We start from the raw sequence: 24454 nt of genomic DNA on the forward strand, positions 1-24454 counted from the left end.
CACTATGCATAAAAAATGGATGAAACAAGCCTTAACCCTATCACAGCAAGCTCTCCCTCATTGTCGACCCAATCCACCGGTTGGATGTGTGTTAGTCAAAGATGACCAGTTAGTATCGCAAGGACATACGCAAAGCGTGGGCGGAAATCATGCAGAAATTGAAGCCTTGAATGGCTATCGAGGGGATTTGGCAAACGTTACTGCTTATGTGACTTTAGAGCCTTGTTCTTTTGTTGGCAGGACGCCGTCATGTGCAAACACCCTAGTTGAACGGGGCATTCGGCATGTGGTTGTCGCAATGATTGACCCTGATGAGCGTAATAATGGTAAAGGGATTGAAATACTTAAACGAGCGGGTGTAAAGGTTGAATTAGGCGTATGCCATGATGAAGTGGCAGAGTTTCTTACTCCGTATTTAGGGCAGTCATAATAGCAAAGGAGTAGAGATGATCGAGTCGATTTATCAATCCATGTGGGACAATTTTACTCAAGCTATTCATCATAATCGAATAGAGCTTGATCCGTATTTGTGCGATTTGGATAAAGACGATCGACGTGGAATTACAGCGCTGGCGTATATTCATCGAGGCTGTTCAGATGTGGCACAGAAAATTGCTCAGTTCCAAGCGCGAGTGAGAGAGATTGAACCTCGTCAATATTACCATCCGATCAATGAATTACATGCGACAATTCTGTCTATCATCTCTTGTTATTCCGGCTTTCAGCTCATCGATATTAATCAACAAGAATATTGTGAGATATTTCGTACCGTTCTTAAGGACATTGAGCCTATCACGATTCACTAACGTGGCGTGACCGCGTCACCAAATTGCATTGTGATACAAGGTCTTCCGCAAGGAGACGGGTTGAATCAATTACGTGATAGGCTCCGAGATGCCTTTAATCAATCTGGTTTACAGTGCAGTTTAGATGCGCGTTATAAATTAGTCACCGCTCATAGCTCTGCCGTTCGTTTTTATCAGCCATTGCAAGAGCAACAAAAACTGTTAGAGCTTTGCCACGACTATCGAAACTATGATTTTGGCTACGTGGAATTACGCCATTTTGATTTGGTATTTAATGATTGGTATCAGCGCTTAGCTGTTACCCAATGTTTAGAAAAAGTAACAAGATAAATAATATGGATTCAAGAAGCAAAACGATGCTCGAGCAATACTTGGCATCAATCCCTAAAGAAAAATCGCAACAGTATACTCAATTTACCGCGGATTATTTCTGTGCTAATGAGGAGAGTGCCAACGTCTGCGCTGAACTTATTGTAAAAGGTGAAAAACGTGCGACTTGCAGCATGGACTACTGGTATAGCGTAGTGGGTGAACCACGTCCGCAAGTTGGGGCATTATTAGTGGTGACTCGTTGGGATGGTGAACCTGTCTGTGTCGTAGAAACAACATCAGTGGCTACTTGTCGCTATTGTGACGTGACCGAGGAGTTTGCTGCCGCCGAAGGGGAAGGGGACAAATCGCTACGTTGGTGGAAAGAGGCACATTGGGATTTTTTTAGTGCGGAATGTAAAGATCAAGGTATGGAACCGAGCGAAGAGATGTTACTCGTATTGGAACACTTTGATGTTGTCTATCGGCCATAGTAGTTGTAGACGGCTTATTAATACGTTAAGTGTATACCTAGTGAGTGAAGAGTATGGAAAAAGTATTAGTTAGTGCCTGTTTGATGGGACAAAAAGTCCGTTATGACGGCAGTGATGTAAAAGAAGAGTCTGATGCATTTCAACAGCTTGTATCGATGTATGACGTTGTCGCATTTTGTCCCGAAGTCGCAGGTGGCTTGCCCATACCTAGAGTGCCTGCTGAAATTGTGGGTGGAACGAGTAGTGATGTTTTAGCTGGTAAAGCTAAAGTACTGAGTAAAGACGGCGTAGACGTTACGGATGCTTTTGTTAAAGGAGCTCAAAAGACCTTGCAGCTTTGTCTAGAACAAGGAATCACTCAAGCTTTTTTGACTGAAAAAAGCCCTTCTTGTGGCAGTTCACAAGTGTATAACGGAGCATTTTCCGGGACAAAAATCATCGGCCAAGGGATAACAACCGCTTTGCTGCGGCAAAATGGCATCACCGTACACAATCAGCATCAAGTGAATCTCTGAAACCTTTTCACCAGTGGTTTACGCGAATTTTTTGTTCGTTCCAATACTGGGATTGATATGTATGGATCTTATCGTCGCTAATCGAGTGACGGTGGGGTTTATCAATAGTGGCGAAACATGTAACGATAACTGAATGTGATGGGGAAGTTGCGCCGATGGAGATATAATACGAGACCAATGATTCGTTTGACGCTGAATAGGACCGATATAATATTCCTTGCCGATAAGACACATTCCTTGAATCATGCTGTCTGAATAGGTATTAAGCAAGTCATTGGCGTCACTAGCACTATACAAACCTTTCTTCACATCATTGTAACGCGCTTGAGCATATTGATTTAAAGAATGAATGAACTGATTAATCATGTCATATCCTCATTTCATCATAATAAATAACAATGTTATTGCCGTTATTTCTTTAAGCAATAGATATGCCAAACACTAATTAACCATAGTTGATTGATTTATTTGTCTATTTTTTAGTATTGTTTCGTTATTTACACCGTATCTATTCATGTGGCAGGAAATTGCCATATCAAATTTAAAATTCGCGCTAGTGTGAAAATAACCAATCGACAAAGAGAATATTTCTTAAATATAAGAATGGTGATTTTTTATTATATTATTATTGGCCGAGTGTGATCGATATATTAAAAGTGGCAATCAGTATCCTCTATTCCTTAATAATACCGGTGAATATTATTAGGGCTATTAACCATGGTTTCGGTTAAATTAACTCTCAATGTTTTAATTAGTTACAGAAAAATTAGGGTAATACTTACGTGTATACTGGCTAACGTTTTAGGCGGTTGTGTCCTGAGTAATGGTCCTACATCTATTGCTAAATTAGACCAAGCACCAACGATTCACTATGAATTTATGGGGGTGCCTTTGCTACTGCAAGGGTTTGGTTCAAGTGTACCGATAACCGATGAATTAAGTTTGACGGCAGCGCATGTCGCTAGAGGCAATTGGGCAACGGTTGTGGCGTATCACCCACAATGTGATATTGCGCTCATTAAATCAGATAACCATTTACAGCATCCAGTTAAATTCGGACTTATTTACGTTAATGAACCAGTAAAAACCTATGGTTCCGACGTACTGGGAAGAACGATTACGGGTAAAGGCTTTTATCGTATCGATCTTACGTTTACTGGTAGCCGTTATTTTAGTCATTGCAATGCAAGTGTTATGGATGCACCAATCCGTAAAGGTATGAGTGGAGGCGGCGCATTTAATGATAAAGGTGAGCTTGTCGGAATTATAGCGGCCATGGCTGATCCACGTGACACTCATTTAGTTAGCGGCGATGCACTGCCTTATAAACGACTCAGTATCTTTTTATCGCTTAATTTTGTAAGAAATTGGCTCGATAGTGAAGTATCTCACTTCTATAAGCAAGAGAATAAACATGTGCCAAAACTTTGGGCCATGTCTGCTCCTACAAAACACGTTGGTAGGTGAGACATGGTCATCACGGTAATAAGAGAGTGAGATTTAAGCACAGAAATCGTGTTGAGCTTGAAACCATCCTTGTCGCCAGCAGTCACTGTATTCAGTGGTTTTATATGGATTAGCGGTATCAGTATGCCCAGCGCCAAAGGCTAGGTAACCGTCATTAAAAGCAGATTCTTGTTGTTTGTTCATGAGAAATAGTCAGTGAATAAATAAGAACGGCTATTCTAGCCGTGCATTTTATTACTTAAACTGATCTTGATTAAGTGATGAACAGATATACCCAAATGACCTCAAAATGCAGGGTTCAGAGCTTCATCAACGATCCTAGGTTAATTTCAATCACGATAGGAATGGTCATTCCCTTTCAACGTGAGTGGTATAGTTAAGGGGGCACAGAAATTAATTGGTCTAGTTGTGAAAGATATCACTAATGATTATGGAGTATATTTTAGAGGGTGTTAATGTAATACGTTGCATTAATAAACAAAGAGCTGAGAGATATTTTAAATAATAGTTATTACTATTAATGAGTTAAGATTGAAATGCTCGATGATTCTATGTCTCATATTTAAAACACGCTGTGGAGCACAAGTATGTATCGTCCTTAAATTGCCTTTTCATTTCCTAGTAATTGATTGCATAAGACCTACACTGCATTTATTCAAATTGACTGAGCGCTATTTAACAACACGGCGAGACGTGTTTGCTTTTTAAATTCGCTATTTGGCTGAATGATAGAGGTTATTTATGGTTTCCAATGTTATTTGCGTCTTTAAATTTTATCGATTGGTGATGATGGCGTTTATTGCTGTTCTTGTTTCTGGCTGTGCAAATGGCCCATTGAGTTCAGTGCCACATAATCAAGCGCCAGCAATTGACTATGAGATGGTTGGTATTCCTTTGTTATATCAAGGCTTCGGTTCCAGTGTTCCGATTACAAAAGACCTGAGTTTAACCGCTGCACATGTCGCCAAGTTAAACTGGGCAAGTGTCGTGGCCTATCATCCCAATTGCGATATCGCGATTATTAAATCGGATAATAGCGCTAAAACATTGCCCGATTTAGGCTTGGTATATACTAACGAGCCAGTGACGACTTATGGCATGGATGGTTTTGGTAAGCTGCTCAAAGGGGAAGGGTTTTATCGGCGTGATTTACTATTTTCAGGTAACACCTATTTTGATAAGTGCAATGCTAGTGTCTCAGATGCCCCGATTCGTCCTGGTATGAGCGGAGGCGGCTTCTTTAACCAACGAGGGGAGCTGGTTGGCATTATATCAGCCATAGCCAGTTCCAATACCCGCTTGGCCGATGGAGAGAAGCTCCCCTATGATCGTTTGAGTCTGTTTGTATCATTGAATTTTGTCAAAGATTGGTTGAACCGAACCGTTGACCAGTATTATGAGAGTGACCAACCGGTGTTAACGTGGAATCCAACCGTTGAAACGCCAGTGGGCGCGATATTAGCAAATAATAGAACCGAAGTATTGAGCTCAAATATTGAGCTCAAGTAAAGAGCGCGTGTTATAAACGTCGCAGGGCGATGGCATAGATCGCTAGCATTAACTGTCTGACGTGGCTTCTGGTTGAACTCGAGCAAACAGTGGGCGCGATTGGTAGAGAAATAGTTCTGCAAGCTGATTAGCGATTGGAGTCAACGGGCTTGATTTTCGGCACAGCAAATAATAGGTCGCCCAAGGCAGTGGTGTGTCGAGTCGTATTTCTTCTAGTTGCTGGGCGTATGCGTAATGTTCCACCGCGGTGGAAGAGACTAGCCCAATGCAGTCGGTATGGCTGATAATCGCTAATGTAGAAAGATAGGATTCACACGTAATGGCGTGTTTTAATTGAGCGCCATTCTGACTCAAAATATCATACACAGTATTTAGATAGCTGCTGCGCGTAGTCGGCATTACCCAGTCGCAATCTTGCAGCTCTTCTAATGTCTTAGCCTTTAGTTTTGGATGATCTTTACGGGCAATAAGCTTAAAAGGTAACTCCATCACTTTTTGTTTCGTGAATTCATATTCCTCTAAATCTGATTGGAGAGTGTTTATCACAAAGTCCATTTTCCCCTGACGTAATTGATCAATATGAGCTTCTAATTGGCCCTCTTGAATTTTTACTTGGACATTTGGGTAGAGTTGACGAAATTTACTAATAACTTCAGGCATTAACTCACAGGCAATACTCGCACCGACACCGACATTAACAGTGCCATACTCGTTTCCTAACCCCTGTTTTACCGATTCCTCAGCTAATGACAGTTCTCGTAAAATAAGGGTGGTATGCGAAAGCAACTGTTCGCCTGCCGCAGTAAGGGTTATCCCTTGGTTGCCGCGAATGACCACTTGAGTGCCAAGTGATTCTTCGAGATCACGCAAAGATTTTGTGACGGCAGGTTGAGAAATACCAAGTGAACGACTTGCTGCGCGAATACTTCCCCATTCGGCCACCTCAGAAAATGCACGTAATTGATTGAGTTTTAAAGACATAATTAGAATCTGTTACTTCCATGATAACTTTTACTTATCACCATAAAACATTTGTTATCTTGTGTGATAAGCCTTGGTTCAATAGATTACGGAAATTAAAGGATTACTTCATCCCTTTTTAGCAAAAGGATGAAGTAATGAAGAATGAGATCAATGGAATGGTTGATCTTAGTACATATTGAAAAGGATTTTTATTATGTCGCAATCTCAAGCTGTCATGTCTGGCAGGCCGACGGTGTCGGCGCGATTTTTTAGTAAAATTGAATCAATTGGGAATAAATTACCGGAACCGATAGTTCTGTTTTTTATCTTAGCCATCGTGGTGATTGTTGCTTCTGTTATTGCTGCAGGCCAAGGATTAACGGTGATTCACCCTGCGACGGGTAAAGAGTTGCCCATACGCAGTTTGATGTCGAGTGAAGGCATCGTATTCATTTTTACGCATATGCTGAGCAATTTCACAGGCTTTGCACCTCTGGGCCTAGTGCTTTCTATGCTTATTGGCGTTGGTCTTGCTGAACGGGTTGGTTTGTTAGAAAGTGTCGTAAAACGCACAATTTTAAATGCCCCTAAACCTCTTATTACCACCGCTGTTGTATTTGCCGGTATTATGATGAATATTGCATCAGATGCATCGATGGTGGTGTTGCCACCGTTAGCGGCACTGGTCTTTATGTCGGTGGGTCGTAACCCAATTGCGGGCCTAATGGCTGGCTTTGCTAGTGCTGGTGCTGGTTTTACCGCGAATTTAGTCATCGCAGGGACCGATGCTTTGTTGTCGGGAATTTCAACTGAAGCGGCCAAAGCTGTCTCCACTAATATGCAAGTCACACCGGTAGATAACTGGTATTTCAATATTGTATCGGTGTTTGTTCTGACCATTGTAGGTGTGCTGATTACAGAGAAAGTCGTCGAACCTCGTCTAGGTAAATATGAAGGTAAGACGAAAACCATGACCCACCGTGAACCTGTGCTAGAAACACGCGCTTTACGTAATGCAGGGATTACAGCGTTAGTTTACCTTGTGGCAATCGTCACTATTGTCGTGTGGCCAGACTCTCCACTACGTAATGCGGAGGGTGGCATTATACCATCACCGTTTTTGAAGGGGATTATTCCAATTATCCTATTCTTCTTCGTTGCTGTTGGAATGGCGTATGGTATTACTTTAGGTCTTATCAAAAACAGTAAGGATTTAACGAAATACATGTCGGAAGCCATTTCAGACATGTCTGGATACATCGTACTGATCTTTTTCTGCTCGCAGTTTATTGCTTATTTTAACTGGAGCCACCTTGGTACATGGATAGCGGTAAATGGTGCCGATTTTCTTAAAGATATTCATTTCGATGGATTAGCGGTGATTCTTGGGTATTGTGTTTTTACTGCGTTGCTGAACTTTTTGATTCCAAGCGGCTCGGCTAAATGGGCGTTAGAGGCGCCAGTGTTTGTACCTATGTTTATGCAGCTTGGTTATCACCCCGCCTTTATTCAATTAGCTTATCGTGTAGCGGATTCATCCACTAACATCGTCACTCCACTAAGTCCATATTTTGTCGTGATTCTATCGATGATGAAAGAGTACGACCAAAAAGCAGGGATGGGGACAATGATCGCCTTGCTATTGCCATACACCTTAGCGTTTTTGGGCTCTTGGTTAATCTTACTGTTTATCTTCTTTACGCTTGGATTGCCTATTGGTCCTGGTATTTACCCAATGATGTAACGATACCCCAATAACCTCAGATACTGAATTTAACGAAAAGTAACAACCCATAAGCAAAAAGTGCCTGCCCTATAAGCATAACCATCAGCAATGATGGACTGGCACGATAAAGACGGCATGTTTTAGCAGGACAGGCAAGTCAAACCGAATGCGAATTTGCTGTCAGTATTCATTTTTTATCTGTTCGGGTTCTCAAGATTTCACGGATAACGTCTTATAACGATCGAACTCGAATAGTGCTCAACAGAGGAAAGACACCATGTCACACGTTTTAAATGAAAACCAAATTAACCACATTACCCAGCAGATGATCGAATGGCGCCGCGATCTCCACCAACATGCTGAATCCGGTTGGGTAGAGTTTCGCACTTCAACCATCGTCGCTGATTTGCTCGATAAACTGGGCTACGAACTGGCATTAGGCCGCGATGTCATCAAAGACGAATCGCGGATGGGATTGCCAAGTCCTGAATTTTTAGCTCAGCAAGAGCTACGTGCATTAGAGCAGGGTGCGATAGAAAAGTGGCTGGGTTATTTCTCTGGTGGCTTCACAGGTATCGTCGCGACGTTAGATACAGGTAAGCCTGGTCCAACAGTCGGCGTGCGAGTTGATATGGATGCCTTGGATCTACAAGAGTCATCAGATTGCGGCCATATTCCGTCACAACATGGGTTTGGCTCAATCAACCATAATATGATGCATGCTTGTGGACATGATGGACATACATCCATCGGTTTAGGTGTTGCTCACTATTTAATGGCAAACAAGTCTGCGTTAACGGGCAAAGTTAAGTTGTTATTTCAACCTGCGGAAGAAGGGACCCGTGGAGCAAAATCTATGGCCGATGCTGGCGTTGTAGATGATGTCGATTATTTTGTTGCGATTCACTTAGGGACGGGAGTGCCTGATGGTGAAATGGTTTGCGGTAACGACAACTTTCTTGCCACTACCAAATTTAACGTTGAATTTCATGGCAGACCTGCTCATGCAGGCGGTAACCCTGAAGAGGGGAAAAGTGCGATTCTCGCTGCGGCTCAAGCGACATTGGGCTTACATGTAATTAACCGCCACAGTGGTGGCGCATCAAGAATTAATGTTGGCGTCATTGATGCTGGAACGGGACGTAATGTTATTGCGCAACATGCCCATCTTGAGGTGGAATGCCGCGGCGAGAATAATCAAATTAACGAGTATATGTTTGCACGTAGTCAAGACGTCATTAAAGGTGCCGCGTTAATGTACGATATTGATTATCACCTTGATGTCGTTGGTGCAGCGCAGCGCAGTGTTCCTTCGCCAGAATGGGTGTCATTTATCGAAAACAAAGCGCAGCAATTAGGCTGTTTTAAGCAAGTTCATAATGGTTTTGGTGGGGCCGCGGGGTCTGAAGATGCGACTTACCTTATGGAACGGGTAAAAGAGCATGGTGGCCAAGCCACTTACATGATCTTTGGTACCGAGTTAGCCGCTTGCCATCATAATGATAAATTTGATTTCAATGAAACTGTTCTGGAAAATGCGCTACGTATGTTGACCACAATCGTATTATCTGCACCTGAATTTGCCGATTCGCATTAATCTCACGCTACATTAAAAAATTAGAATGGGGCTGCTTTATCAAAGTAGCCCCATTTTTAATTACCCCTGATTGGCTACTTCTTAAGTAGAAGATATATAAATTTGACGAGATCTGAGTCAATTAAACGTTATCTATCCCATTGAACTGACAAAAAACGTCTATCCTTAAAAAGGTAGCGGACAGACCATAAAACCATTGAAATGATTGATGAACCGGTCTTCCGTAATTTCAATACTATTGGGAGCGCGAGCATGACAAAATTACACGTCATATACGTCGATGATGATCAGCTCATGCTTAAAGCAACAGCTAGGATGTTTCGCCGTTTAAGACCAGAGTGGACGATCACACTGGTTAGTGACCCGTTAAAGTGGGAAGAAAACATTACGGCAGAACCTTCATTAATCATCTCCGATCTCCTCATGCCTAAGCTAAACGGCGATAAATTATTAGCAGAAGTGAGACACCGTTACCCTTACGCGATTCGGTGTTTGATTACCGGCAATACCAATCAAGATGTCCCCGATGCCATTAGTAATTATGCGCATTTTATTTTGCCCAAGCCATTTACAGAAAACGATATTTTAGCGATTTTGGATAGTGCAGAACAACTTCACAATCCACCATTTAATGCCGACTGCTTAGCAAAAATCAGTAATACTTGTGAGCACATCCCAGTACTGCCGAAAGCGGTAAAAGATATTCAAGCCATCGCTCGTAATAAAAATGCAGATCTCAAAGAGTTGGCGGATGCGGTGCGACAGGAGCCAGCAGTAGCGGCACGGGTTATTCAATTAGCCAACTCTTCATATCTCGGATTTCAGTCCTCAACGGTGTTTTTAGAAGTGGCCATCAGCCGTTTAGGCGCCGTAATCGTCGAAGCAGTTGCGGTGTGTATGTTAGGCCATAAAAGCTTTATTGCCTTGACGGAAAAAGAACACGATCACGTGGTCGAACGCTTTACGACGATAGCCGCGAGTGCAAAATCATTGGCCAAGAGTGCTCACTTATCATTAGAAGAACAAGAATCCGCATTTATCATGTCGTTACTCATTTCTATTGGCATGTTAACACTTGAAGAATCGGGGATTGATGACGCGCTTTGTTTCGACCGCTACACCTTTAGCTCTGATTATGATGATGTCATTTTAATTACTGTATATGTTCTAACCCTTTGGGGATATTCGCGAAAAATAACAGCAAGCATGTTAAACATTCGATTTTCATTGACTACGCTTAATCAAGATGAAGTGACAAATTGTGTCTCATTAGCCTTGGCAATGCACATTGCTAAGCAAGGAGGAGACGACGAGGTCATCAACTTATTGCAAGCGATACCCGAAAAATATAACCAATCAGTTAGACAAGTTTTAAAAGTGTAGTTTGTTTCATTTTGTATTTGACGAGGACAAGGAGAATGGAATGGCAATTACGGTTACGGTATGTGATGACTCGAAACTCTCAAGAAAAGCGGTCATGCGGGCGCTCCCAGAAGACTGGGATATTGAGTTGTTTGAAGCCACCAATGGTGCAGAAGCAGTAGAACGTTATCATGCGGGACAAGCGGATGTGATGTTCTTAGATCTCACCATGCCTGTAATGGATGGTTTTGAAGTCTTGTCAGTCCTTAAAGAAGAAAATGCACGTAATTTTGTGTTTGTGATTAGTGCCGATATACAGCCTGAATCGCAACGAATGGTCAATGAATTAGGTGCAGTAAAGTTTCTCAAAAAACCTCTAGATACCAATTTATTAAAAACAGTGCTTCATGAGGTGGGATTATTATGATGCTTGAATTGAATGCGGACTATCAGGATACATTGAAGGAACTGTTGAATATTTCAATGGGGCAAGCGGCAGACAAGCTGGCGCGCCTACTTGATTTGCATGTCACTTTAACTGTGCCTGATATCAAAATAGCCTCTAAAGAAGAGCTCGATAAACTACAACAGTGTGAATCTGAGTATCATTTCACACGCCAATCGTTCTACGGTGGCATGTCTGGAGAGTTGGTTACTCTGTTGTCAAAAAATGGCTGTAAGCAAATAGCAGCCGATATGACTCATGATGAGTCTGAAGCTGAAGATAATGTATTTGTCGATGATTGCTTACTTGATATCTCAAATATTCTAAGTGGGGCAAGTTTAAAAGGTTTGTGTCAGCAGATCGAACTCAATATTAAAATTCAGCCTCCTTCACTATTTAAACCTTCGGTTCAGACCCACCGTTTTACAGACTGGAACACATCGATACTGATGGAAGTCTCTTTCATTGTTGAAGCGGCGCAATTTGAAACGAAAACCATCATTTTCTTCGCTAATAACGGGCTCGATCAAGTGCTAGTACAACTTGATGATTTGCTCTAGGGAAAGGGAGTTATATGAAAGCGAAACTGATGTTGTCCGATTTATTAAATCAACTTTCTTTTGCGCTATGTATTGTGCGACGTGATTATAAGATAATGACCGCCAATGAATATTTTCAGACTCGAGCGAAAGTTGATTGTGATAGCTTTGTGGGTAAAAGTATTCTAGATCTTTTTCCTGACTCAGCGCGTTTTTTGAAACGTAAAATTGACACAGCATTTGTTATCGAATCTTCCAGCTTTTCATCTTGGGAGCAGCAACCACACTTTTTACCTTTTAAAAGTTCTCGCCCGGTATCTGGCCAGGAAGAGGACATGTATCAAGATGTGGAAGTGATTCCTATCCACAGTGATGATGGTTCTCTCGAACATGTGTGTGTTTGCGTCTATGACGTGACCGCGCAGGCTTCGCAGCAGAAAGAACTCAAGGCGATGTCGAGTCTTTTGGAAGATAATAACCAGAATCTTAATGAGGCGTTAAAGCAATTAAAAGATACACAAGTTCAACTGCTGCAATCAGAGAAATTGGCTTCGATTGGCCAACTGTCTGCAGGCATTGCCCATGAGATCAATAACCCAATCGGTTTTATTACTTCTAATGTTCAAACGCTCAAAGATTACTTTGAGAAGATCACAGACTATTTCAACGTTACCCAAGAGATGCTAACGAAATGCAATGACGAAAACTTATTAACGCAGATGAAACAAGCGAAATCGAAGTACCAACTCGATTTTATTATTGAAGACGTTGATGACTTAATTAAAGAATCGTTAGAAGGCGCCTCACGTGTTGTTGCTATTGTGAAGAATCTAAAGGAATTTTCTCACGTTGATAATTCTGAATGGAGTGATGCGAACATCATTAGTGGTATGGAATCCACATTGAAAATTATCAATAACGAAATCAAATACAGCATCGAAGTCGTTAGGGATTATGCCGATGATCTTCCAGATATATTTTGCCAGCCGATGCAGCTTAATCAGGTGTTTTTAAATATTTTAGTCAATGCTAGCCAAGCGATTGAGGGCGAAGGCAAGATTTATATCACCGTGAAGAAAGACGGCAATGACAATATTGTGGTTATCATCCGTGATACGGGATGTGGCATAGAACAAGATAAAATAAACCGCATTTTTGAACCTTTCTTTACCACCAAACCTGTGGGGTCTGGAACCGGATTAGGATTGTCCGTTTCTTACGGCATTATTAATGCGCACAATGGCACTATTGAAGTGACTAGTGAGATTGGGGTGGGGACCTCTTTTACCATCCGCTTACCAATTAGAGGACCCAATGCCGGTAAGAAATAAATTACATGGCAGTAATAGATGAAGGTAAAACAACCATGCTCTATGACAAAATTTTGCTCGTTGATGATGAGTTACCGATATTAAAATCATTGATTCGTACTCTGCGGATGGAATTCCCTGAGCTCTACAGCACAACCAATGTTGACGAAGCGATCGAGATAGTAAAAAAAGAACGCATTAGTGTTGTCATTTCAGATTTTCGCATGCCGAAAATGAATGGCGTTGATCTGCTGATTAAAATTAAAACCATTACCCCAAATATCTCAACGATTATGCTGTCTGGGCAAGCTGAGCTGAGCGATGTGACGCGAGCTTTAAATGTCGGTGCACTGCATAAGTTCATCAGTAAACCTTGGGATTCAGTGGAGTTAATTGAAGAAATTCGTAACGCGATCAGTAAGCAAGCAATGTTTTCTCATTCAGATATTCTTACTCGTTGTAAAACACGTCATCGTTTAGAAGAGATCGTTACTGAAGTGAATAACAACAATAACGACATATCAAAATTGGTATTGGTCGCCGATCTAAAAGGCACCGCTTCGCTTAACACCAACTGTGGTGTTCCCAAAGTGAACGCTATTATTGAATCGTTAGGTGAACAGTTAAAGCAACGCATTAATCTTGATATTTATCGCGACGAAGATAAGTTTTTTATCATCCTTGATTGTGCCGCAGACAGTACATCGCTACTGACTGAAACGGTTGAGACGATATTGTCTATCGATTTGAGTGATTCAGAGGCGACAGATGTTGGACTGCGACTTTATGTTAGTGAAATCGAATCGTGGGAAGATACGATATCGGCGCAAGAAGTAAACGAGCGCAAATCCTATTTGGAAAAACTGGGACACGAGCATCTGTATTGGCTCAGTGATGAAGGTGAACAAGAAAGTGAACTCAAATCATTAGTCCGTTTTTTGTTGGACCACGGTGCCGATAATTTTATTGCGTTTTTCCAGCCACAAATCAACATTGAAACCAACCAAATCGATGGTTGTGAAGCGTTAGTCAGACGAAAAAAAGAAGACGGAACTTACGAATTGCCGACTAAATTCGTACCAATGTTGACTAAATATAATTTTATTGATGACTTAACAAAGGCAGTGATTCAGCAGTCGCTTTCGCTGGTGGAAGTGCTTAAATCTTCCCAGCCCAATATGCGTGTTGCAATCAATGTTAATGCTTCTCAAATGGAGAAGGGAATTCTCGAACATTTCTTGGTCGTAGATGGTAAAGCTTTACCTGGGGTGGAGTTTCTTGATATTGAAGTGACGGAAACGCAACACATCAACGATTATAACGCCGTGCGTGAAGAAATGATGATGCTGAAATCTTATGGGATAAAATTGGCCATTGATGATTTCGGCACGGGGTATTCTGGCTTTGAAACCATCTGTGAATTACCGTTTGATATCTTAAAAATTGACGGGCGGTTTATCAAAGCACTGGGTAAATCACATGCTGACGATGCGATTTTGAATTCTATAACAGACAGTGCTAAATCATTACATATGGAGATCGTTGCTGAATGGGTAGAGGATGCCAGCCAACTCGATTTCTTAAGAAAGCAAGGCTGCAAGTACGTACAGGGTTATCTGTTTAGCCCGCCGTTAGAACGGGATGAATTCATCGATTACGTATTTGAGGAAAGTGGAGTAAGCGATAATGACTGATGACATTGAAACCAATAGTGAGGTGATGTCGGAGGAAGAGAGCAAGCTGACCCTACTATTATTAGATGACGAAGCCGATATTCTCAAAACTCTGACTCGTGTTCTACGTCTAGATTATAACGTCGTATCCTTCAATGAAGGAGAAGACGCGCTGGCCTATTTAAAAGATAATGAAGCGGCAATTATTATCTCTGATATGCGTATGCCTCAGATGGATGGCGCGAAGTTTTTGTCGATTGCCAAAGAATTGCGTCCTGGCTCTGTTCGTATATTGCTCACGGGTTATAGCGATATGGAATCTACCGTCCGGGCGGTGAATGAAGGGGGGATTCATACCTATTTAGCGAAGCCTTGGGATAATGAAGGCTTAAAGTTGACCGTTGCCAAAGCCGCTGAATTTTATCGTCTTACTCAAGAACGCGATCAGTTAACCAACAAACTCGAACAAAAAAATATTGAACTGGCCAGTTTTAACCAGCAGCTTGAAACCAAAGTGTTGCAACGTACTAAAGCGTTGCGCGAAGCCAACCAATCTCTAGAAAAACTCTTAAAAGCTCGTAACCAAACATTTAACGATATTTTGTCGACATTGAAAGCGATTATTCAATACAGCACAGGGGTTCCGGCGGATCATTATGATCGTGTCGCTGAACAATCCAAGGCTGTGGCTGCGGCCTTAAAACTGAGCGATCAAGAAGTGAACCAAGTTTACTTGTGTGGACTACTGCATGAGATTGGTTTGTCTGCTCGCAAAGATGCTAAACCGGCCTTAATGAAAAAAAATCCGGGTGGTATCCCAACGACGCCAGATGCTAACTCAGAATTGGGGGCGGAAATCATTGGTCAGATTAAGCGTTTTGCACCATTAGTTAATATTATTCGTCATCAGGACGAAAATTATAATGGTACGGGGAGTCCATCACATTTACATGAAGATGAAATTCCTATCGGCGCTCGTATTATTCGTGTAGTGAAAAATTACGATTATTTTGTGGCTTCTGAAAACAATCGTAACCGTATGACGGCTCAGAGCGCGCAGCGCTTTCTCAAGGAATATAGCGAAGTGCTTTACGATCCTGAAGTGGTTACAGCGTTTATGAAAGTCATCGGTAATGTTGAGCAAAAAGATGGCATTGAACGCTGTGTTGGGATCAGTGATATCAAAGTTGGCACTGTTGTTAAACGGGATGTCTTTTTACCCAATGGCAGCTTAATGTTAACTGCCGGGCAGGAGATCAACAGCAACTTATTAGAAAAACTGAAAAAGTTAGAAAAAGACAATCAATATCCGATCGCTGTGTTTATCTAAGCACGGAGTTCAGGTCATTAAGGGAAGCGTATTGCTTCCCTTAATTGTAGGTGGAAGGCTTAAAAGGGGCCTTTTGTGTGGACATTAAAGACTGGTGAAATGCCAAAACCGCTTTGATGAAACATCACGTACGCAACAAAGACTAATGCCGCTCCTGAAATGAGCCTAACCGTAGGCGCTATCCACGGGTGACTTTGATGTTCATCACGCATATATCGTTGCACGACTTTACGCCCTGATACCGTTAATAACGCAATCGTTGATGTGGTGCAGGCTGTTCCTACCGCCATGAGTAAGGCGCTTAATATTCCAATCCAGTACTGATGGGCAAGTTCTGCAAAAAACAGCACGAGAATTGCTCCTGTGCACGGGCGCACACCAATGCTCATGATAATCGCGATATATTCTTTCATCGTGGTTGCATGGTTTAGCTCTGTTGGCGTCGCTGTATGTTTATGACCACAGCTACACACTCCCTCTTCATTCATGTGATGGTGCTCATGTTCATCATGATGGTGATGCGTGTGGTGACTCTGCGTTTTGCCGCGATGCTGCCAAAAGTATTTTGCACCTTGGAGAAAAATCACGACGCCAATAAGCAATACCCCTAGGTAACTGACATTAAATATCTGGCCAACGAAGTGATTGACATGACGTATCGTTAAATGCATTACAAACAAAAACGAAGAGACGATGGCAATGGCGACGATTGCTTGCACAAATGCCGAAATGACAGTGATCGCTAAACTCGCGTTAATTTTGGTGGGGTTAGTCGATAGATACGAGCTCACAATTAACTTGCCATGCCCGGGGCCAATTGAATGGAAAATGCCGTATAAAAAGCTTATCTCGATAAGAGAAAACATCGCTTTTTGATTCATTACCGAGGAATAAATCAGTTGGCTCAATTCATCTACCGTACTGCGTTGCCATTGAATACTAAACATTAATATCTGTGGCCAAAGCTGATAAAGAAGATGTAACAACACCCCTAATGTCGCGAACACAACCGCAAGAGTCACCAGACGTGCTGGTGTTAAATAGCGCTGGGTGGTTTGAGCATCCACTGGATTAGAATGATGGTGATGATGCGAATGTGACACTGAACCGCTCCTTGATACTTAGTGAGATGGGTGACATGTGAGCGTTAAGCTCTGGGTGAAAAGTTGTCCTAAGGTATCATCAGGGTCGGCATCAATAGGAATTGCGGCGGCGCGAGCAACCTGTTTTGGCGTCGGGTGAGGTTCGATTATCTTAAAATCACAGTATTTTTTTAGCTCAGGTGATAACACAATGTTATCGCGCCCTTTCCAAGACATATCAACGTAATAGGTCGGATCAAAAATTAGAAATTTTAGTGGATCGGTGGTTAAAGGGTAGGGTTTAGTGAGCGGTAGTGTAAAACGGTAGGTCGCTTTACCTTTCGCCGTGGTCAAGATTGGGTCTTTCCCGGTTAAATAGCGAATTGGTGTTTTATTGTGATAGAAATAGGTGAAATAGTGCGTTGAGAGCATATTGTGCAGAATCGAATTCGCTAGTTTATCTAGGGTTGCTTGGCGGTGCTTTGGCGACATGTCTTCACCATCAAATAGATAAGCGGTTGTCATTGCATCAAAGGTCCAGATATTTTTGAAACCAGTAATGCCATTTTTATCTCCTTCGATGATCGTCGTCATATCTACCCAGGAATGAGGATGGGCATGGACTTGAAATGAAAGACAAGCTGAGGTGAACAAAGCAAAACATAACGCGCTTATGCGACGAACTGAAGGTCGATGGGTTTGCACAATAAATCTATCATTAGTGGCTAGTGCGTAATGTTATAACATATTTTTATCGTATAAAAAGTCAGAGAATCGTGATAATTGGTTATTTATCCATCGGTTGTGATATGGTGAAACCTTTGTTGTGCAAGATGAAAGCAATGGTTTTGTATGGAGTAGTGTGTATCAATGGAACTGGTCCCTTTTATTGCTCAAGATTTTAAGGTGTTAATCAAATGGATTGATAGTGCAGAGCTAAACCGCCTTTGGGGTGGGCCGTGCTATCAATTTCCGTTAACGCATGAACAAATTGAGCAACATTGTGCGCAACAACAAGTGTTTCCATATTTGTTTATGCATCAGGGTGCTAAACTAGGCTTTGTCGAATTGTATTATTTAGAGCAAGGCTGCTATCGAATCTGCCGAGTGTTTATCGCACCGCATGCACGTGGTAATGGATTGGCCAAACAGATGTTGCAATCATTGATGACACTTGCTAAACAAGAACATCAATGTCGGCATTTGAGCTTGGGTGTGTTCAGTCATAATACGACGGCATTACAGTGTTATCAGAGTTTAGGGTTTGAAACGGTATCATCGTCGATCTCAAAAGATCATAACAGCGGTAAAGAGTGGTTGTTATATAGAATGGAAAAGTGGCTGTAGTTGGTTGGCAATACGACTTGCTCAGAACAAGATAAATCGCACAGGAGGAAAGCGAGTGGGAATGGAATGTTTGTTGGCGAAAGATAAGCAGTATGCCAAGCTGATCACTCACACGAACATGAGCCAATATTATCGTCAGTATGGGATTAACTGGGACGATGAGATGTTCGACAATACGTGGGAACATTTCGATAACTACGAAATTTTTGATCATCAGCAACGCGTCGGTGTAGTACGTTTTTCTCGCACTGGTGATGTGATTTATTTACGTGATTTGCAAATCGAAGCCTTATATCAAAATAAAGGGCTGGGGCAGCAAGTGATTCGTTGGGCTAAGGGTTACGCTGTCACACATGGGGCGACGTCACTCAACTTGCGCGTTTTTCCAAGTAATCCAGCCATCGCACTGTACAAAAGAGAGGGATTCACTCAAGTAGGTCAAGTCAATAAACTCATGGAAATGACGTGCCCAATTGCTTAATCACTTCAAAATTACCCTAATCGTGTATATTCAAATGGCGGGTATTATCTTCCACTAGATACTGAAAAGCCAGCATAACGCTGGCTTTCACTGAACACTTAACGCAATTATTGCTGAGCGTGTTTTACGCGAATTTTGCTTTTATCAACACGAGCAAGGTTTAACGCTTTAACGGCGTTCTCTGCTTCATCTTCGTTTGGCATTTCAACAAAACCAAAGCCTTTTGATTCACCTGTTTCTTGGTCTAATACCAAGTTACAATGAGTCACTTTGCCATGTTCAGTGAAAAGGACACGAATATCGTGTTCGGTTGTAGTGCGCGCTAGATTGCGAACGAGAAGTTTCATAACTAACCCTATGGGTTGAAAAATTGCGGCGGCATTATCGCACCACCACATAGTAAAACCAAGTGCTGAATGCATTAACTTAAAGAAGAGAAAGGACACTGTGTATATTGAACAACAACTTGACGCTTGGATGCGAGACGATCTAGAGAGAATGAAAGCATTGCAAGCGCATCGTGAGCTTCATTTACCCGACAGTTGGTTAGCCGCTGGATTTGTACGAAATCTGGCTTGGGATCGTCTGCATGGATTCCATCAAGCCACGCCATTAAACGATGTGGATGTCATTTATTATCAGTCTCACGATTTACGTGAAGAAGCCGACCTGACCATTCAAAACGCTTTGGTACAAAGATGTCCTGATATCTCTTGGGAAGTCAAAAATCAAGCACGTATGCATCTTCGTAATCATGATAGGCCCTATGACAATGCGTTAGATGCGATGCATTACTGGCCCGAAAAAGAAACCGCATGCGCAGTTCGGTTAGCTGATGATGGCACGTTGGAATGGAGTAGTGCGTTTGGTTTACAGCATCTATTTGACTTGACGATTAGCCACAACCCTAATCGGCAACAAGAGGTGTTTCTTAGTCGAATTGCAAAAAAACAGTGGTTGAAGGTTTGGCCTAAATTGAGCGTGGTGACGGGTTAATACTAAAAACATCACCTTCAATGTCATGGATATGTGGATTGAAGGTGATGGATATTGATATCAAAGTGTGCTTATTGGCGAACTAATGCCGGTCGTTTCCGATCAAATTCCCAGCCGGGGATTAAATACTGCATGGCTTTCGCATCATCACGTTTGCCTCCTGGCAACTGTTTGTATAGTTGATGGGCTTTTTGCAGTGCATCTCGGTCTAGTTCAATTCCCAGCCCCGGTTTATCTGGCACTTCAATTTTCCCTTGTACAATTTGCAGAGGATCTTTTGTTAGATGCTGACCTTCTTGCCAAATCCAGTGAGTATCGATTGCGGTTGGATTGCCCGGTACTGCTGCGCCAACTTGGGTAAACATAGCCAGTGAAATATCAAAGTGATTGTTAGAGTGACAGCCCCAAGTTAACCCCCAATCATTGCACAATGATGCGACCCGCACGGCACCAGAGAGGGTCCAGAAGTGTGGGTCGGCCAGTGGTATATCAATGGAATCTAGAATGAGTGCGCTTTGCAGTTCACGCCAGTTTGTGGCAATCATATTGGTTGCTACCGGTAGGCCGGTTGCGCGGCGAAACGCAGCCAATATCTCACGGCCACTAAACCCTTGCTCTGCGCCGCAGGGATCTTCTGCATAAGCCAGAACATTGCGTAAAGGTTTACACAGTTTAATCGCTTCATCGAGCGACCACGCTCCATTAGGGTCAATGGTAATTCGTGCATCAGGGAAAGCACTGGCCAGTGATTCAACCGATTGCACTTCTTCTTCACCAGGCAAAACCCCGCCTTTCAGTTTGAAATCCTTAAATCCATAACGATCTTTCGCTGCGGCAGCTTGTTCAACAATGGCAGTCGGTGTCATCGCTTCGCGGCGTCTAATTTGATACCACGGATGTCCCGGCTTTTCTTCGGGATAAGGCATCTCCGTTTTATGACTGTCCCCGATAAAGAATAAGTAGCCGAGCACAGTGACAGCGTCACGCTGTTTTCCTGGGCCAAGCAATTCTGCGACAGGAACTTGCAGTAATTGGCCCATTAAATCAAGTAGAGCAGCCTCCATCGCTGCGACGGCATTCACTCGTAACTCAAATGTCCATGCGCCGTTACCAAAGGTTTCATAATCGTCACCTTGCTGGGCAAAATGAGCGCGGTGAATGAGTTTATTGAGATAGACAATCGGTTCACCAACCAAAGTTTGGCCGATTTCTTTGAGTGTATTTTCAATCACTTCACCGCCAGGGGCTTCTCCCAAGCCAGTGTGACCTGCACTATCATGAACAATCACAATATTTCGGGTAAATATGGCGCCATGGGCGCCGCCAATGTTGAGTAGCATACTATCGAATCCGGCGACGGGGACGACTTCGACACGGGTAATGGTTGGATATTCGTAACTCATAAGAATTCACTGCCCCCTATGCTTTAATCAAGCTAGATAAGTTAAGACGTTCGATTTTGCCAACGATGACCAAGTAACTGAAAATGGCGACTAAAGCATGTATTCCGACATAGATAAGCGCCCCATTAAACGATCCTGTTGCGGCAATGATATAGCCGATCGCGATAGGCGTGACGATACCGGATAGGTTACCGACTGTGTTAAAGATACCGCCACTTAAACCAGCCACTTCTTTTGGTGCGGTATCTGACATGACAGCCCAACCCAATGCACCGACACCTTTGCCAAAGAATGCTAGTGCCATAAAGCCAACCACCATCCAACCCGTATCGATGTAATTACATGCCACCATGGATGTGGATAGCAACATGCCACCAATAATGGGAATTTTACGTGCCCATGTAAGAGATACGCCACGGGATAGGAAAAAGTCCGACATAATCCCGCCAGAAATTCCTCCAAGGAAACCACAGATGGCAGGAATAGCGGCAATAAAGCCGGCTTCTAGGATTGACATATGGCGAGCCTGAACCAAATAGACAGGGAACCAAGTGATAAAGAAGTAGGTTAAGGCATTAATGCAGTATTGACCTAAATAAATACCCAGCATCATGCGAGATGACATGAGATCTTTAATCGCTTCTTTTTTTGAGACAACCACTTCAGGTTGAACGTTTGCGGGTTTATTTTTTTGTTCAGGCGCATCTAAGTTAGTTAATGCACCGCCAGCTTCGATGTATTTGAGTTCTGCATCGTTAATACTAGGGTGTTGTTTAGGGGCATAAATCACTTTTTGCCAGATAACCGCACAGACTAACCCGACACCGCCCATAAAGAAGAACACATGGTTCCAACCCACCGCATGAGTTAGCCACCCCATGATAGGGGCGAAAATAACAGTGGCGAAGTACTGTGCTGCGTTAAAAATTGCTGAAGCGGTCCCACGTTCTTGGGCTGGGAACCAAGCGGCGACAATGCGGCTGTTACCTGGAAAAGCAGGAGATTCACAAATACCGACCATAAAGCGTAATAAGAACAAAACGCTAATGACGGAAGAACCGGGGAATAAGTCGATAAAACCTTGGACAAAAGTGAAAATAGACCAAGTAATGATAGAGAAAAGGTAGACGCGTTTGGAGCCAAATTTGTCTAGCAGCAATCCTCCAGGAATTTGTCCGATAACATAAGCCCAAGAAAATCCGGAGAAAATATAGCCCATTGCTATCGTATCCAGTCCTAAGGCATGTGACATCGGATCTCCGACGATAGATAGGGTGGCTCTATCGCCGTAGTTAACCGATGTAATTAAAAATAGCATCGCTACAATCCAGTAACGAGCATGGGTCGGTTGGGCAGTTGTTGCCACCGCACGATCTTTTACTTGTTCCATAGGGTAATGCCTCATCTTATTGAAATATGAGAGTTTTTTAGTTATTAGGTACAGTAAATATTGTGCGGTAGAGAGGGCGGGATTGCATTGGTGAAACATCCAAAGATATTCACCATTACAGGATTATTTCTGTGTCATCTGGACAAATGGCTATCCTGAAATCACAAAATCACCCTGATAGTAGAGATAAGTCACAATCCATATTTTGTGATGCGCTGCGTATGGGGACGAATGCGTCTGGGGGGACAGGCGGGCGCGAAATATGCCGGGTTGATAAGGGGGATGTCGTATAACTGGGATGAATACACATTTAATAAACTAACTGGTTGATTATAAGTAGAAATTATGAGTAATATTTCATTTAGCACGTGTTCTAAACCCCGCTCGCTCGGTTTAGTGCACTGACTACATAGATTGTCGCGGCTAGGAAGGTGGCGACGTTTGCATTTGTTTGACATTGATTTTTAAAGCGTCACAAAACCTTGATTGTTCAGGAGTATAGTGACACTCATTCACTGCTATCTAGGAGCAGATATGGACGTTGCTTCGAATTTTAAGATTATTGCTCGCTATAATCAGCGTATGAATTTACAGCTGCTTTCGACCTGCCGCTCGTTATCGCCAGCCCAACTCAATCGCGATACACGTTCTTATTTCTCGTCTATTTTTGACATGTGGAATCATATGATTGTTGCGGATCGTTTGATGCTGCAGCGACTTGCCGATAACCACATCATCATTACTGAAAAATCACTACAGAGTTTAGAACTTGACGAAGTCAATTGGCCTGAAACGGATTTAGATAATTTGGTAGGGATTCGCGAGAGTATTGATCATTTAATTGTTGATTTTAGCCACTGTTTGACACCGGAGGATTGTCAAAAAAGTCTCACTTATGTTACTGAAAATGCGGTCACAGTAACTTTTACTGTGAACGAATTTTTATTACATTGGGGTAATCATCAAACGCATCATCGAGGGCAATTGACTTGTGTGTTAAGTCAGTTTGGCCTTGATTATGGTGTGACAGATTTGCCTTTGATTGTACCTGAAGCGCAAGGTTAACTCGCTGGTGCAATAGGTAGCGGTGATTAAAGCGATGGAAAGCGGTTGTAGGAGTGTTAGGTATGTATATGGTTGAAGCCAGTGCAGACTGGTTACTTGAGTTGGATGAATATATGCAAGAATGTGCGGCTAATGGATTAGTGCGCTACACAGACAAAGATCGCTCTCCGGGGGAGTTCTTGGAGGATGTGTTGATTGAAAGTAATCAGGATTGCATTCCTCAACATCGAGTACCGTGTAAAACCTATTTTTGTATTGATTCTGGCAACATTGTTGGCACGATACGTGAGCGTATTGGTGAAAACGAGACCATAGTACACTCCATTGGTCACGTTGGTTATGAAACTCGTCCAAGTGCTCGTAATCGTGGGGTTGCCCAATTTATGCTCGCGTGGCTAAAAGGCCATGGAAACCTCTCTTCCTATATCGTGACTTGCTGTGCGGATAACCATCCATCGATTCACGTCATCGAACATTGTGGTGGCCGATGGATAAACGATGTTGAACACCCAGACGTGGGGACTATTCGTCGCTATATTCTCCATGCCTAGCAAATCAATAATAATTGCTTGAAGTGCAAAAGCTATTTCGTTGACAATATCACGCAGCTAGATCAGCTGCGTTTTTAATATTGATGGCAATGAG

The 24454-nt window shown here is 42.6% G+C and carries 29 protein-coding genes; 21 read left to right on the top strand and 8 right to left on the bottom strand.

Annotated elements, in window-relative coordinates; all coding sequences use genetic code 11:
* Positions 1-4 precede the first annotated feature (4 nt).
* From F9817_RS11170 to F9817_RS11185, 5 genes are read left to right on the top strand one after another with little or no spacing between them, the layout of a single operon-like run.
* Positions 5-430, top strand: coding sequence for a bifunctional diaminohydroxyphosphoribosylaminopyrimidine deaminase/5-amino-6-(5-phosphoribosylamino)uracil reductase RibD (locus F9817_RS11170; protein WP_161155513.1), 426 nt, complete (start codon positions 5-7; stop codon positions 428-430).
* A 16-nt stretch (positions 431-446) separates the two neighbouring features.
* Positions 447-806: a hypothetical protein gene (locus F9817_RS24390; RefSeq protein WP_345789725.1), complete on the top strand. Its 360-nt coding sequence runs from the start codon at positions 447-449 to the stop codon at positions 804-806.
* 60 nt (positions 807-866) lie between these two features.
* Positions 867-1136: a hypothetical protein gene (locus tag F9817_RS24395; protein WP_345789726.1), complete on the top strand. Its 270-nt coding sequence runs from the start codon at positions 867-869 to the stop codon at positions 1134-1136.
* A gap of 5 nt (positions 1137-1141) precedes the next feature.
* Entirely contained in the window at positions 1142-1609 is a 468-nt protein-coding gene (locus F9817_RS11180) for an ASCH domain-containing protein (protein ID WP_161155515.1), read from the top strand.
* Between the two features lie 53 nt (positions 1610-1662).
* Positions 1663-2124: a 2-thiouracil desulfurase family protein gene (locus tag F9817_RS11185; RefSeq protein ID WP_161155517.1), complete on the top strand. Its 462-nt coding sequence runs from the start codon at positions 1663-1665 to the stop codon at positions 2122-2124.
* 18 nt (positions 2125-2142) lie between these two features.
* On the opposite strand, the gene F9817_RS11190 is transcribed toward F9817_RS11185, so the two are convergent.
* On the bottom strand, positions 2143-2490 hold the full coding sequence (locus tag F9817_RS11190) for a hypothetical protein (protein WP_161155519.1): 348 nt from the start codon (positions 2488-2490) through the stop codon (positions 2143-2145).
* A 351-nt stretch (positions 2491-2841) separates the two neighbouring features.
* Here F9817_RS11190 and F9817_RS11195 point away from each other — a divergent pair, with 351 nt between their 5' ends.
* Positions 2842-3591, top strand: a complete 750-nt coding sequence (locus F9817_RS11195) for a S1 family peptidase (RefSeq protein ID WP_161155521.1) — start codon at positions 2842-2844, stop codon at positions 3589-3591.
* 33 nt (positions 3592-3624) lie between these two features.
* On the opposite strand, the gene F9817_RS11200 is transcribed toward F9817_RS11195, so the two are convergent.
* Entirely contained in the window at positions 3625-3774 is a 150-nt protein-coding gene (locus F9817_RS11200) for a ribosome modulation factor (protein ID WP_161155523.1), read from the bottom strand.
* 558 nt (positions 3775-4332) lie between these two features.
* On the opposite strand from F9817_RS11200, the gene F9817_RS11205 reads away from it, so the two are divergent.
* Positions 4333-5100 (top strand): S1 family peptidase, encoded by a 768-nt coding sequence (locus F9817_RS11205; protein WP_161155525.1) that lies wholly within the window; start codon positions 4333-4335, stop codon positions 5098-5100.
* A gap of 48 nt (positions 5101-5148) precedes the next feature.
* On the opposite strand, the gene F9817_RS11210 is transcribed toward F9817_RS11205, so the two are convergent.
* Positions 5149-6081 (bottom strand): LysR substrate-binding domain-containing protein, encoded by a 933-nt coding sequence (locus tag F9817_RS11210; protein ID WP_161155527.1) that lies wholly within the window; start codon positions 6079-6081, stop codon positions 5149-5151.
* Between the two features lie 196 nt (positions 6082-6277).
* On the opposite strand from F9817_RS11210, the gene F9817_RS11215 reads away from it, so the two are divergent.
* The 8 genes from F9817_RS11215 (at position 6278) to nosR (ending at position 16045) form a co-directional block, all read left to right on the top strand.
* Positions 6278-7807, top strand: a complete 1530-nt coding sequence (locus F9817_RS11215) for an AbgT family transporter (protein ID WP_202436431.1) — start codon at positions 6278-6280, stop codon at positions 7805-7807.
* 259 nt (positions 7808-8066) lie between these two features.
* A complete protein-coding gene (locus F9817_RS11220) occupies positions 8067-9386 on the top strand; it encodes an amidohydrolase (protein ID WP_161155529.1) in 1320 nt (439 codons plus the stop codon).
* 252 nt (positions 9387-9638) lie between these two features.
* On the top strand, positions 9639-10769 hold the full coding sequence (locus F9817_RS11225; RefSeq protein WP_161155531.1) for an HDOD domain-containing protein: 1131 nt from the start codon (positions 9639-9641) through the stop codon (positions 10767-10769).
* 40 nt (positions 10770-10809) lie between these two features.
* A complete protein-coding gene (locus F9817_RS11230; protein WP_161155533.1) occupies positions 10810-11175 on the top strand; it encodes a response regulator in 366 nt (121 codons plus the stop codon).
* Positions 11172-11753, top strand: a complete 582-nt coding sequence (locus F9817_RS11235; protein ID WP_161155534.1) for a chemotaxis protein CheX — start codon at positions 11172-11174, stop codon at positions 11751-11753. The genes F9817_RS11230 and F9817_RS11235 overlap by 4 nt, the downstream gene beginning before the upstream one ends.
* A 14-nt stretch (positions 11754-11767) precedes the next feature.
* Positions 11768-13063 (top strand): ATP-binding protein, encoded by a 1296-nt coding sequence (locus F9817_RS11240; RefSeq protein WP_237476232.1) that lies wholly within the window; start codon positions 11768-11770, stop codon positions 13061-13063.
* 5 nt (positions 13064-13068) lie between these two features.
* A complete protein-coding gene (locus F9817_RS11245) occupies positions 13069-14736 on the top strand; it encodes an EAL domain-containing response regulator (protein WP_161155536.1) in 1668 nt (555 codons plus the stop codon).
* A complete protein-coding gene (gene nosR / locus F9817_RS11250; RefSeq protein ID WP_161155538.1) occupies positions 14729-16045 on the top strand; it encodes a response regulator c-di-GMP phosphodiesterase, NosR family in 1317 nt (438 codons plus the stop codon). The genes F9817_RS11245 and nosR overlap by 8 nt, the downstream gene beginning before the upstream one ends.
* A gap of 59 nt (positions 16046-16104) precedes the next feature.
* Here the strand turns inward: nosR and F9817_RS11255 are convergent, their stop codons facing one another.
* Positions 16105-17148: a HoxN/HupN/NixA family nickel/cobalt transporter gene (locus tag F9817_RS11255; protein ID WP_161155540.1), complete on the bottom strand. Its 1044-nt coding sequence runs from the start codon at positions 17146-17148 to the stop codon at positions 16105-16107.
* Between the two features lie 18 nt (positions 17149-17166).
* Positions 17167-17832 carry a DUF1007 family protein gene (locus F9817_RS11260; RefSeq protein ID WP_345789727.1) on the bottom strand — a complete coding sequence of 222 codons (666 nt, stop codon included), beginning with the start codon at positions 17830-17832 and terminating at the stop codon, positions 17167-17169.
* A 165-nt stretch (positions 17833-17997) separates the two neighbouring features.
* Here F9817_RS11260 and F9817_RS11265 point away from each other — a divergent pair, with 165 nt between their 5' ends.
* Positions 17998-18474: a GNAT family N-acetyltransferase gene (locus tag F9817_RS11265; RefSeq protein WP_161155542.1), complete on the top strand. Its 477-nt coding sequence runs from the start codon at positions 17998-18000 to the stop codon at positions 18472-18474.
* A gap of 61 nt (positions 18475-18535) precedes the next feature.
* Positions 18536-18955 (top strand): GNAT family N-acetyltransferase, encoded by a 420-nt coding sequence (locus F9817_RS11270; RefSeq protein ID WP_161155544.1) that lies wholly within the window; start codon positions 18536-18538, stop codon positions 18953-18955.
* Positions 18956-19062: 107 nt separating this feature from the next.
* On the opposite strand, the gene F9817_RS11275 is transcribed toward F9817_RS11270, so the two are convergent.
* On the bottom strand, positions 19063-19302 hold the full coding sequence (locus tag F9817_RS11275; RefSeq protein WP_161155546.1) for an RNA recognition motif domain-containing protein: 240 nt from the start codon (positions 19300-19302) through the stop codon (positions 19063-19065).
* Positions 19303-19402: 100 nt separating this feature from the next.
* Between F9817_RS11275 and F9817_RS11280 the strand changes: the two genes are divergently transcribed.
* Entirely contained in the window at positions 19403-19951 is a 549-nt protein-coding gene (locus F9817_RS11280; RefSeq protein ID WP_329604851.1) for a nucleotidyltransferase family protein, read from the top strand.
* Positions 19952-20022: 71 nt separating this feature from the next.
* On the opposite strand, the gene F9817_RS11285 is transcribed toward F9817_RS11280, so the two are convergent.
* The gene (locus F9817_RS11285) at positions 20023-21354 is read right to left on the bottom strand and encodes an enolase C-terminal domain-like protein (protein ID WP_161155548.1); all 1332 of its coding nucleotides are present in this window, start codon (positions 21352-21354) and stop codon (positions 20023-20025) included.
* A gap of 16 nt (positions 21355-21370) precedes the next feature.
* Positions 21371-22744 carry an MFS transporter gene (locus F9817_RS11290; protein WP_161155550.1) on the bottom strand — a complete coding sequence of 458 codons (1374 nt, stop codon included), beginning with the start codon at positions 22742-22744 and terminating at the stop codon, positions 21371-21373.
* Between the two features lie 131 nt (positions 22745-22875).
* Here F9817_RS11290 and F9817_RS11295 point away from each other — a divergent pair, with 131 nt between their 5' ends.
* The 3 genes from F9817_RS11295 to F9817_RS11305 all read left to right on the top strand — a co-directional run bounded on the left by F9817_RS11295 (position 22876) and on the right by F9817_RS11305 (position 24360).
* Positions 22876-23037 (top strand): hypothetical protein, encoded by a 162-nt coding sequence (locus F9817_RS11295; protein ID WP_161155552.1) that lies wholly within the window; start codon positions 22876-22878, stop codon positions 23035-23037.
* Between the two features lie 241 nt (positions 23038-23278).
* On the top strand, positions 23279-23809 hold the full coding sequence (locus tag F9817_RS11300) for a DinB family protein (protein ID WP_161155554.1): 531 nt from the start codon (positions 23279-23281) through the stop codon (positions 23807-23809).
* A gap of 62 nt (positions 23810-23871) precedes the next feature.
* Positions 23872-24360, top strand: a complete 489-nt coding sequence (locus tag F9817_RS11305) for a GNAT family N-acetyltransferase (RefSeq protein ID WP_161155556.1) — start codon at positions 23872-23874, stop codon at positions 24358-24360.
* Positions 24361-24454 lie beyond the last annotated feature (94 nt).

Origin of the sequence: Vibrio eleionomae (assembly GCF_009874545.1) — a bacterium.
GTDB lineage: Bacteria > Pseudomonadota > Gammaproteobacteria > Enterobacterales > Vibrionaceae > Vibrio > Vibrio nitrifigilis.